Annotated in this window: 13 protein-coding genes; 1 reads left to right on the top strand and 12 read right to left on the bottom strand. The window is 72.9% G+C overall.

The genetic code is table 11. From position 1 onward, the window contains the following. The 7 genes from ACWGI8_RS02580 to tsaB all read right to left on the bottom strand — a co-directional run. On the bottom strand, nucleotides 1-293 hold a 293-nt coding region (locus tag ACWGI8_RS02580), incomplete at its 3' end, for a sigma factor-like helix-turn-helix DNA-binding protein (RefSeq protein WP_453657943.1). 45 nt (nucleotides 294-338) lie between these two features. Next, nucleotides 339-611: a hypothetical protein gene (locus tag ACWGI8_RS02575; protein WP_453657934.1), complete on the bottom strand. Its 273-nt coding sequence runs from the start codon at nucleotides 609-611 to the stop codon at nucleotides 339-341. Beyond that, the gene (locus ACWGI8_RS02570; RefSeq protein ID WP_453657932.1) at nucleotides 604-960 is read right to left on the bottom strand and encodes a hypothetical protein; all 357 of its coding nucleotides are present in this window, start codon (nucleotides 958-960) and stop codon (nucleotides 604-606) included. Before ACWGI8_RS02570 ends, ACWGI8_RS02575 begins: the two co-directional genes overlap by 8 nt. A gap of 83 nt (nucleotides 961-1,043) precedes the next feature. Further along, on the bottom strand, nucleotides 1,044-1,319 hold the full coding sequence (locus ACWGI8_RS02565) for a hypothetical protein (protein ID WP_453657930.1): 276 nt from the start codon (nucleotides 1,317-1,319) through the stop codon (nucleotides 1,044-1,046). Next, a complete protein-coding gene (gene tsaD / locus ACWGI8_RS02560; protein WP_453657928.1) occupies nucleotides 1,316-2,416 on the bottom strand; it encodes a tRNA (adenosine(37)-N6)-threonylcarbamoyltransferase complex transferase subunit TsaD in 1,101 nt (366 codons plus the stop codon). Before tsaD ends, ACWGI8_RS02565 begins: the two co-directional genes overlap by 4 nt. Then, nucleotides 2,409-2,906: a ribosomal protein S18-alanine N-acetyltransferase gene (gene rimI, locus ACWGI8_RS02555; RefSeq protein ID WP_453657926.1), complete on the bottom strand. Its 498-nt coding sequence runs from the start codon at nucleotides 2,904-2,906 to the stop codon at nucleotides 2,409-2,411. Before rimI ends, tsaD begins: the two co-directional genes overlap by 8 nt. Continuing rightward, nucleotides 2,903-3,556 (bottom strand): tRNA (adenosine(37)-N6)-threonylcarbamoyltransferase complex dimerization subunit type 1 TsaB, encoded by a 654-nt coding sequence (tsaB, locus tag ACWGI8_RS02550; protein ID WP_453657924.1) that lies wholly within the window; start codon nucleotides 3,554-3,556, stop codon nucleotides 2,903-2,905. The genes rimI and tsaB overlap by 4 nt, the downstream gene beginning before the upstream one ends. 122 nt (nucleotides 3,557-3,678) lie before the next feature. On the opposite strand from tsaB, the gene ACWGI8_RS02545 reads away from it, so the two are divergent. Continuing rightward, on the top strand, nucleotides 3,679-4,212 hold the full coding sequence (locus ACWGI8_RS02545; RefSeq protein ID WP_453657941.1) for a hypothetical protein: 534 nt from the start codon (nucleotides 3,679-3,681) through the stop codon (nucleotides 4,210-4,212). Between the two features lie 140 nt (nucleotides 4,213-4,352). On the opposite strand, the gene ACWGI8_RS02540 is transcribed toward ACWGI8_RS02545, so the two are convergent. The 5 genes from ACWGI8_RS02540 to ACWGI8_RS02520 form a co-directional block, all read right to left on the bottom strand. Further along, nucleotides 4,353-4,544 carry a hypothetical protein gene (locus tag ACWGI8_RS02540; protein WP_453657922.1) on the bottom strand — a complete coding sequence of 64 codons (192 nt, stop codon included), beginning with the start codon at nucleotides 4,542-4,544 and terminating at the stop codon, nucleotides 4,353-4,355. 196 nt (nucleotides 4,545-4,740) lie between these two features. Further along, nucleotides 4,741-5,265: a tRNA (adenosine(37)-N6)-threonylcarbamoyltransferase complex ATPase subunit type 1 TsaE gene (tsaE, locus tag ACWGI8_RS02535; protein WP_453657920.1), complete on the bottom strand. Its 525-nt coding sequence runs from the start codon at nucleotides 5,263-5,265 to the stop codon at nucleotides 4,741-4,743. Nucleotides 5,266-5,399: 134 nt separating this feature from the next. Continuing rightward, nucleotides 5,400-6,590 (bottom strand): alpha/beta fold hydrolase, encoded by a 1,191-nt coding sequence (locus ACWGI8_RS02530; protein WP_453657918.1) that lies wholly within the window; start codon nucleotides 6,588-6,590, stop codon nucleotides 5,400-5,402. Nucleotides 6,591-6,600: 10 nt separating this feature from the next. After that, entirely contained in the window at nucleotides 6,601-7,773 is a 1,173-nt protein-coding gene (alr, locus tag ACWGI8_RS02525; RefSeq protein WP_453657916.1) for an alanine racemase, read from the bottom strand. 93 nt (nucleotides 7,774-7,866) lie between these two features. Further along, nucleotides 7,867-9,300: an NAD(P)H-hydrate dehydratase gene (locus ACWGI8_RS02520; protein ID WP_453657914.1), complete on the bottom strand. Its 1,434-nt coding sequence runs from the start codon at nucleotides 9,298-9,300 to the stop codon at nucleotides 7,867-7,869. Nucleotides 9,301-9,435 lie beyond the last annotated feature (135 nt).

Genomic DNA, 9,435 nt, shown 5'->3' with positions numbered 1-9,435 from the left:
ACGGTGGGCTCCGCCACGAGGAAGGCCCGGGCGATCTCCTCGGTCGTGAGGCCGCCGAGCAGGCGCAGGGTGAGCGCGATGCGCGCCTCGGCGGAGAGCACCGGGTGGCAGGCGGTGAAGACGAGACGCAGCAGGTCGTCGTCGATGTCTTCGGGGCCGGAGACGAGATCGGCGGGGTCGGGTTCGTACGCCGCTGCCGCCACCTCCAGGTCGCGGCCCATCTCGGTGAGCTTGCGGGCGTACGTGTCCCGGCGGCGTACGAGATCGATGGCGCGGTGCTTGGCGGTGGCCATGAGCCAGGCACCCGGGTTGTCCGGGACGCCTGCTTCGGTCACCGCTCAGAGGCTTTCGAAGGGTGGGACAATCCTCACTACGACGATCAGTTGTGCTCTGGGCGCGGCAAGAAAGTAGAACCACCCTCCGGCGGCGTCCATGCGGCGCAGACCACCCGGCCGTGGTCCCTCACCCATGTCCGTGACGTCGACGCCCATCTCCGCAAGCTCGACCAGCTGCCCCATGAGACGTTCGACTTCCGCGACGACAGCGTCCGGAAGGCCGCCTGCGACGTGCGCGTGGTCAGGGTCGTACTCCCACCGCCACGGCTCACTCACCGCCGGTCCCGGTCAGTGCCTCCCGGGCATCGTCAAGGAGTCGGCCGAGCTCGGCGGCGGCCTCGCGAACCTGATCGGCGTCCCCGCTCGCCGCCAGATGCTCCAGCTCACGGAAGCGGGCTGCCTGGCGTGGTCGGCGCTGGATCTCCACATAGACGGCCCAGTGTCTGGTGAAGCGCCTCAGCGGTGCGAGGTCCGAGCCCAGTCGCGCTTGGTCCGCAGCCTGATCCAGCTCGCGGGTGAACGCCGGCAGGGCGGCCGGGGCGATCTGCGCGACGGCCTGGCGCAGCGCCGCGACTGTCGGCGGCGGCTGCGGGATCAAAGGCTGCTCGGACGCACTGGCGGTCATACGTTCTCCCATAGCCGGGATTCTGAGCCGTGTGTCAACCCTATCGGGCAGGAACCTGTGACAGTCATTCCATCGGGCGACGCTCACACGTGGTCTTCAGAGAAATCGACGGACTCGAAGCGCCAGCGGTGCACCGGGCGGGTGATCAGGTCCGCGGCCGGCTCCGGGAGTTCGGGCGGCCCGGCGTCGCCGTCCGGCACCTCCCACCAGGTCAGCACCAGGACCCGCTCCCCGGGCGCCCGGAACGTCTCCCGTCGCAGGGGCGCCGCGTCGAGGGCCTGCGCCCGCGCCCACTCCAGCAGCTCGGCGCCCCGCCCCTCGGCCGCCCGCGCCTCCCACATCAGCGTGACGACGCTCATGAGTAGAGGTTGTCCTTGCTGATCTCATGCACATGGTCGTGATCGTGGTGGTGGCTGCCCGGGACGTGCGGGTCGGTCACCGGCAGGGAGGAGTCCGCGGACAGCTCCCAGTCCGAGGCCGGCCGGTTCCTGGCGACCATCTCCGCGCCGAGCGCGGCGACCATCGCGCCGTTGTCCGTGCACAGCTTCGGCCGCGGCACCCGCAGCCGGATCCCGGCCCGCTCGCAGCGCTCCTGCGCCAGCGCCCGCAGCCGCGAGTTCGCCGCGACGCCGCCGCCGATCATCAGGTGGTCGACGCCTTCGTCCTTGCAGGCCCGCACCGCCTTGCGGGTCAGTACATCCACCACGGCCTCCTGGAAGGACGCCGCGACGTCCCGTACGGGCACCTCCTCGCCCGCGTTCCGCTTCGCCTCGATCCAGCGGGCCACGGCCGTCTTCAGCCCGGAGAAGGAGAAGTCGTACGCCGGGTCGCGCGAACCGCTCAGCCCGCGCGGGAACGCGATCGCCGACGGGTCGCCCTCCTTCGCCAGCCGGTCGATGACCGGGCCGCCGGGGAAGCCCAGGTTCAGCACGCGAGCGATCTTGTCGAACGCCTCACCCGCCGCGTCGTCGATCGTCGCGCCCATCGGCCGCACGTCGTTCGTGATGTCGGGCGCGAGCAGCAGCGACGAGTGACCGCCGGAGACCAGCAGCGCCATCGTCGGCTCGGGCAGCGGGCCGTGCTCCAGCTGGTCCACGCAGATGTGGGACGCCAGGTGGTTCACCCCGTACATCGGCTTGCCCAGCGCGTAGGCGTACGCCTTCGCCGCCGATACGCCGACCAGCAGCGCGCCCGCGAGACCGGGGCCGGCGGTGACCGCGATGCCGTCGAGGTCGCGGGCGGAGACGCCCGCGTCCTTCAGAGCACGCTCGATGGTGGGCACCATCGCCTCGAGGTGCGCGCGGGAGGCGACCTCCGGAACGACCCCGCCGAAACGCGCGTGCTCGTCGACGCTGGAGGCGACGGCATCGGCGAGCAGGGTCGTCCCGCGGACGATGCCGACGCCCGTCTCGTCGCAGGACGTCTCGATGCCGAGTACGAGAGGTTCGTCAGCCATGGTTCTCGGTTCCTTGTACGTGTAGGCGCATGACGAGGGCGTCGATGTTGCCGGGCTGGTAGTAGCCGCGGCGGAAGCCGATGGGCTCGAAGCCGAAGCGCTCGTACAGCTTCTGGGCGCGGGTGTTGTCCACGCGGACCTCGAGCAGGATCTCGTCGCATTCGAAGGCGGTGGCGTGCTGCAGCAGATCGGTCAGGAGCTGGGCCCCGAGTCCGGTGCCCCAGTGGTCGCGGACGACGGCGATGGTCTGTACGTCGCCGAGTCCGCCGGCTGCGGCGAGGCCCGCGTAGCCGACGATCCGGCCGTCCCGGGGATCCTCGGCGACGACATAGCGGCGGGTGGAGCGCGGACCGCGAGCATGGGCCAGCTCGGACCAGAACATCCCGGGCGACCAGGCGTCCTCGGGGAAGAGCTCGTGCTCCAGCCGCAGCACCGGCTCGATGTCCCACCACCGCATCTCGCGCAGCACAGCGGCGGTCGTGGCGGTCATTTCGGCGTGACCACCTTGTAGTTCTTCGGGACCTGCGCATCCGGGCGGCGCAGATACAGCGGTCGCGGAGGCAGCATCTCCGCGCCGGCGGCCAGCTTCTCCGCGGCGAGCGACGCCAGCGCGGCGGCCGACTGGTGCTCGGGGGCGCGGGCGTCCGGGAAGACCTCGGGGTAGAGCAGCGCGCCCGCACCCACCGCCGGGAGCCCGGCGACCTGCTCGGCGATCTCGGCGGGACGGTCGACGCCCGGCTCGCTCACCCGGGTGCGGAAGCCGTCGTACCGCGCCCAGTAGACCTCCTTGCGGCGCGCGTCCGTCGCCACCACGAAAGGCCCGTCGAGCCCGGAGGCGTAGGCGAGGCCGTCGAGCGTGCACAGGCCGTGGACGGGGACGCCGAGCGCCGAGCCGAACGTCGTGGCGGTCACCAGACCGACGCGCAGCCCCGTGTACGGGCCGGGGCCGACGCCGACGACGAGGTCCGTGACGGCGTCCGGTTTCAGCCCCGCCGAGGCGAGCACCCGGTCGACGGCGGGCAGCAGCAGCTCCCCGTGCCGGCGCGCGTCGACCTGGCTCGACTCGGCGACGACTGAGTCGCCGTCGTGCAGGGCGACGGTGACGGCGGGGGTGGCGGTGTCAACAGCGAGGAGGAGCACGCAAACAGCCTACGGCCACCGGGACAGGGCACGGCGTCCCGTCCGCCCCGGCCCCTGCTGCTACCGTCACCCACGGACGGGCGTACGAAAGGGGAGCCAAGGTGGCAAGGAGCAGCTCGGGAATGGTGGCCGGGCTCACCACAGCGGCGATCGCCGTGGTCGCCTTCCTCGCCTACCAGGCCTCGGCGAACGTTCCGGGAAACCTGGGAAAGCCCGCCGCCACCTCCCCCGCCGTCCACCCCTCGGACGCCGCCAAAGCGCCGCGCAAGGACCCGCTGGCCGTCCCGGAGAAGTCCGGCAAGGGCGCCCGGGTCGTCTACTCGCTGGGGGAGCGCCGGGTCTGGCTGGTGGATGCGGACGGGCAGCCCACGCATACCTTCAAGGTCGTGCCGAGCACTGTCAGCCCGGTTCCGGGCGCGTACGTCGTCACGTCGCGGAGCGGCAGGATCCAGGGGTCGGACGGGGTGCCGATCGAGCACGTCGTACGGTTCGCGAAGGTCGATGACGTGTCGATCGGCTTCAGCGCCGCCATGGACGGTTCGCTGCAGAGCCCGGACCCGGACAAGAAGACGGGCGGCGTGCGGATGAAGCGGGTGGACGGCGACGCGATGTGGGCGTTCGCGACGATCGGCTCGAAGATCGTCGTCGTCCTCTAGGCCGTACTCCAAGCCGCCGTCAGGCTGTCTTCAGGCCGTCTTCAGGCCGCTTCTGGCCATCCTCCAGGCCGTGATGTGCCCCCGCGCACGGGCAGGGCGCGCGAGGGGTCCCGGGGCGCCCTGTCCATCACCAGAACGGGCTACGCCGCGTCGCGGCGCGCTTCACGCTCCTCGGCGACGGCGGCCTCCGTGCCCGCGTCGCGCCGACGCGGCGGAGTGGAGACCGCAGTGGCCGCCGCGCATGACGCCAGCAGATCGCTCATCGAGAACGCCGACGGCGACGGTGTCTGCGGCTTGGGCCGCGGCTGCGCCTCGCGCTCGGACGCCGACATGGATGCCTCCTGGGGCTCAGGGGGGCGTGGTTAGGTAGACCTAACCTTGTCTCGGTATCCATGTGACCATGCCTGGAGCAACAGACGCAACATTTTGCCGACGACTTGTCGGAACGTACACAAACGGCCGGTCGGCCCCCGGCCCTCGGCCTTCGGCTTCAGGCCAGGCGGGCGGCGAAATCCGGCCGTCAGGCCATCAGGCGGTGAGCCCCGCGAGCCCCGCGTCCACCCAGCGCGCCCCGAGCCCCGTCACGGTGACCTCGCGGCGTTCGTCGTCCGTGTTGCCCACGACGCGGTGGATGACCACGTGCAGCCGGTCCTCGGACAGGTCCTCGACCTTGTCGTCGCCCCACTCGACGACCACCACCGACTCCGGCAGCGACACGTCGAGGTCGAGGTCCTCCATCTCGTCGAGCCCGCCGCCCAGCCGGTACGCATCGACATGCACCAGCGCGGGGCCGCCCACCAGCGACGGGTGCACGCGGGAGATCACAAAGGTCGGGGAGGTGACGGCACCGCGCACGCCCAGGCCTTCGCCGAGCCCGCGCGTCAGCGTCGTCTTGCCTGCGCCGAGTTCGCCGGTGAGCATCACCAGATCACCGGGCCGCAGCAGCTTCGCGAGCCGGCGGCCCAGCTCCTGCATCTGGTCGGGCGAGGTGAGAGTGAGACGGGCGGCGGCCGGAGGGGCCGCCTCAGCCGCCGGGCTGTGCCTTGCTTCCATCGGTTTCCTCGTAGCGGCGCCTAGCGCCGTGGTAGCTTCTTCCGCCTTTTCGGAGGCCGGTTCGGGCTGGACCGCAACCCGGATGGGTTGGAAGCCCGCCGCATCAGCGGTGGGCGGAGTCACACGTGCCAACGTTAGCCGCACGGCAGGAGCACCCCGACACGCGCCAGCAGATCGGCCAGCCGGTCCGTGACCGTTTCGGGGTGCTCCAGCATCACCAGATGCCCGCCGTCGGGCACGATCACCAGCTCCGAGTCGGGAAGCACATCCGCGATCGCCTCGCTGTGCGAGCTGGGCGTGACCAGGTCCTTGTCCCCGGCCAGGACCAGCACCGGCACCTCCTGGAAGATGTCCAGCGCCGCCGCCTTGTCGTGCTCCGCGAACGCCGGGTAGAACTCGGCGACCACGTCGATCGGCGTCCCCTCGATCATCCGCTCCGCGAACCTGGCCACCGCCGGATCCACGTCCCGCGAGCTGAACGAGTACCGCTTGATCAGGCCCGCGAAGAGATCGGCCGTCGCCCGGCGCCCCCGCTCCACCAGCTCTGCCTGCGAGCCCAGCGCCTTGAGGACACCCGGCAGCACCCGCCGTACCGCGTTCACCCCCGCCACCGGCAGGCCGTAGTTCACCTCACCGAGCCTGCCCGCCGAGGTGCCGGCGAACGCGACGCCCACCACCCGCTCCCGGATCAGCTCGGGGTACGCGGCGGCCAGCGCCATCATCGTCATGCCGCCCATCGAATGGCCGACCAGCACCAGCGGCCCCTCGGGCGCGGCCGCGTCGATGACCGCCTTGAGGTCGCGGCCCAGCTGGTCGATGGAGACCGGCACACCGTCCGGGCCCGACTGGGCGGCCCCGCGCCCCGACCGGCCGTGGCTGCGCTGGTCCCAGTGGACGGTACGGATCAGACCGCGCAGGGCTGCCCGCTGGAAGTGCCAGGAGTCCTGGCTGAGGCAGTACCCATGGCTGAAGACCACGGTGACCGGCGCGGGGGCCTTGCGGCCGAAGAGCCGGCGCCTGCGCGGAGCGGCCTGGCCCGTCTCCGGGTCGACCTCGTCGGTCTCGTAGTACAGGGCCGTGCCGTCGTCGGCGACGGCCCTGCCCGGGGTGCCGCGCAGCGCCCCGTACGGCCCCGAGGCGTCCAGGGCGAGCCGGGCCTTCCTGCGCATGCCGCGGCCCACGGTCATCCGCTCTATCGCGACGCCCGCCGCCGCACCGGCGGCGATCACCCCTATGGCGGCGCCGGCGAAACCCGCCCGGCGCCAGTTGCCCGTGGCGGCGTCGGACACCGCCGCCGCCACGTCCCCCGCGCTGCTCTCGCTCACCGTGCCGCTCCTACTGGTCGTCCGGTCTCTCGTCGGATTCCGCATTGAGGTAGACGCGCGGGACGCGTGTCCCGATGCGTGTCACGATCTCGTACGCGATCGTGTCCGCCGCCTCCGCCCAGTCCTCGGCGGACGGCTCGCCCCGGTCGCCGGGGCCGAACAGCACCGCCTCCGCCCCTTCCCGTACCTTGCCGCCGTCCGGGCCGAGATCGACCACGAACTGGTCCATCGCGATCCGGCCCGCCACCCGCCGCCACGCGCCGCCGACCAGCACCGGGCCGCGTCCGGAGGCATGCCGCGGGATACCGTCCGCGTACCCGACCGGCACCAGGCCCAGGGTGGTCTCGCCCGGGGTGATGTAGTGGTGCCCGTAGCTGATGCCATGGCCCGCCGGGACCTGCTTGACCAGGGCCAGGGACGCCTTGAGCGTCATGACCGGGCGCAGCCCGAAGTCGGCGGGCGTGCCCAGCTCCGGGCTGGGCGAGATGCCGTACACCGCGATCCCCGTGCGCACCAGGTCGAAGTGCGTGTCCGGAAGGGTCAGCGTGGCCGGGGAGTTGGCGATGTGCCGGACCTCGGGCTCGATGCCCTCCTTCTCGGCGTACGCCACCAGATCCTTGAAGACGGACAACTGGGCGGCGATGGAGGGGTGGCCGGGCTCGTCGGCGCACGCGAAGTGCGACCACAGGCCGGTGACCTCGACGGTGCCCGCCTCTTCGGCGGCGCGGGCGGCGGCGACCAGTTCGGCCCAGTCGGCGGGCTGGCAGCCGTTGCGTCCGAGACCGGTGTCGGCCTTGAGCTGGATACGGGCCGGGCGACCCGCCTCCTGGGCCGCCCGCGTCACCTCGCGCAGCGCCCACATACCGCTCACCGACATGTCCAGATCGGCCTCGATGCCCTCGCGCCAGGGGCCGCCGGGCGTCCACAGCCAGCACAGCATCCGGCCGCCGATGCCGGCCGCACGCAGGGCGAGCGCCTCCTCGGGAGTGGCGGTGCCCAGCCAGGTCGCGCCCGCGGCCAGCGCCGCCTTCGCGCAGGGCACCCCCCCGTGTCCGTATGCGTCCGACTTGACCACGGCCATGACGGCGGCACTGCGCGCCCGCGCGCGCAGTGCGCGGACGTTGGCGCGCAGCGCGGCGAGGTCGATCTCGGCGCGGGCTCGGAAGGGTGCGTTCTGAGTCATCGCCGTCAGTGTCTCAGAGCCCCCCGGCATAGTTCGTACGGCAAGGACCACGAGTGGCCCTGGTCACCCGCCTGCTGTGCCGGGGGTGGGATGTCAGGGGCTCGTCACGTCACGCCAGGCCTGGGGAATCGCCATGGCCACGTCGTTCGCCGACACGGGGGCGTCGCGGGAGACGCGCCGGGCGGCCAGGCCGTGGAGGTACGCGGCCACGGAGGCGGCGTCCTGCGGCTGGAGGCCCGCGGCGAGCAGCGAACCGGCGAGCCCCGACAGCACGTCTCCGCTGCCGGCCGTGGCCAGCCACGACGTGCCCGTCGGGTTCACCCGGACCGCGCGGCGGGTGTCCGGATCGGCCACCAGCGTCGTCGAGCCCTTGAGCAGCACCGTCGCACCGTACTTCGCGGCCAGCGCCCGCACGGAGGTGAGCCGTGCCCCCTCGACCTCCTCGCGCGCCACGCCGAGCAGCGCCGCCGCCTCACCGGCGTGCGGGGTGAGCAGCGTCGGTGCACTGCGGCCGCGCACCTCGTCGGGGTCGAGGCCGCGCAGCCCGTCCGCGTCGACCAGTACCGGAACGTCGGAGTCCAGCAGATCCTGCACGCCGGGCCCGTCGCCCAGGCCCGGGCCGACGACCCAGGCCTGGACCCGGCCCGCCTTCGAGGGAGGCCAGCCGTGCACCAGCGCCTCCGGGAACCGGGCGATCACCGCGTCCGCCCCCGGGCCCACGTACCGCACGGCTCCCGCGCCGCCGCGCAGTGCGCCCGCCACCGCGAGGACGGCGGCGCCCGGGTAGCGCGGGGACCCGGCGACGACACCGACCACGCCTCTGCGGTACTTGTCGCTCTCCGCGGCGGGCACCGGCAACAGCTGGGCCACGTCCGCGTGTTGCAGGGCCTCCAGATCGGGCACGGACGGCAGATGCGGCTCCAGGCCGATGTCGACCAGCCGCACCGCTCCGGTGTGCTCCCGGCCGGGGTCGATCAGCAGGGCCGGCTTGTACGTACCGAACGTGACGGTCGCATCCGCCCGCAGCGCCTCCCCCGCGACCTCGCCCGAGTCCGCCTCGACCCCGCTCGGCAGATCGACGGCGAGCACGACCGCGCCGGAGCCGCGTGCGGCGCGGGCGACCGGTACGGCGTCGGGGCGGAGGCCGCCGTGGCCGCCGATCCCGGTGATGCCGTCCAGTACGAGGTCGGCCACGGCCAGCACCTCGAACGGGTCGTCGGCGACCCGCCCGCCGGATTTCAGCAGCGCGGCAAGACCGGCCCCGTGGGTCCGGTCGGGGGCGAGCAGCACCGCGGTCACCCGGGCGCCCCGGCGGGCGAGCCGCGCCCCCGCGTAGAGCGCGTCGCCCCCGTTGTCCCCGCTGCCGACGAGCAGGACGACGCGGGCCCCGTACACCCGCCCGAGCAATCCGGCGGCCGCGGCGGCCAGCCCGGCGGCGGCCCGCTGCATGAGCGCACCCTCCGGCAGCCGGCTCATCAACTCGGCCTCTGCGGCCCGTACGGTCTCCACGCTGTAGGCATGACGCATGCTCAGAAGTCTGCCGCGCCCCGCCCTCCCGGGCCACGCCACGAATCGCGCCAACACCGCCCGCGCGGCCGGGGCGGAAACGAAACGACCCCCAACACCCACGGTCCGCACTCGGCATCCGGACGGAACCCAGGA

The sequence above is a fragment of the Streptomyces sp. NPDC054841 genome, assembly GCF_053611045.1.
This window is presented reverse-complemented; position numbering and strand designations above follow the sequence as displayed.

Coding starts and splice junctions, on each gene's coding strand:
- ACWGI8_RS02570 (WP_453657932.1), bottom strand. CDS start 960: ATGACCGCCAGTGCGTCCGAGCAGCCTTTGATCCCGCAGCCGCCGCCG.
- ACWGI8_RS02565 (WP_453657930.1), bottom strand. CDS start 1,319: ATGAGCGTCGTCACGCTGATGTGGGAGGCGCGGGCGGCCGAGGGGCGG.
- tsaD (WP_453657928.1), bottom strand. CDS start 2,416: ATGGCTGACGAACCTCTCGTACTCGGCATCGAGACGTCCTGCGACGAG.
- rimI (WP_453657926.1), bottom strand. CDS start 2,906: ATGACCGCCACGACCGCCGCTGTGCTGCGCGAGATGCGGTGGTGGGAC.
- ACWGI8_RS02545 (WP_453657941.1), top strand. CDS start 3,679: ATGGTGGCCGGGCTCACCACAGCGGCGATCGCCGTGGTCGCCTTCCTC.
- ACWGI8_RS02540 (WP_453657922.1), bottom strand. CDS start 4,544: ATGTCGGCGTCCGAGCGCGAGGCGCAGCCGCGGCCCAAGCCGCAGACA.
- tsaE (WP_453657920.1), bottom strand. CDS start 5,265: ATGGAAGCAAGGCACAGCCCGGCGGCTGAGGCGGCCCCTCCGGCCGCC.
- alr (WP_453657916.1), bottom strand. CDS start 7,773: ATGACTCAGAACGCACCCTTCCGAGCCCGCGCCGAGATCGACCTCGCC.
- ACWGI8_RS02520 (WP_453657914.1), bottom strand. CDS start 9,300: ATGCGTCATGCCTACAGCGTGGAGACCGTACGGGCCGCAGAGGCCGAG.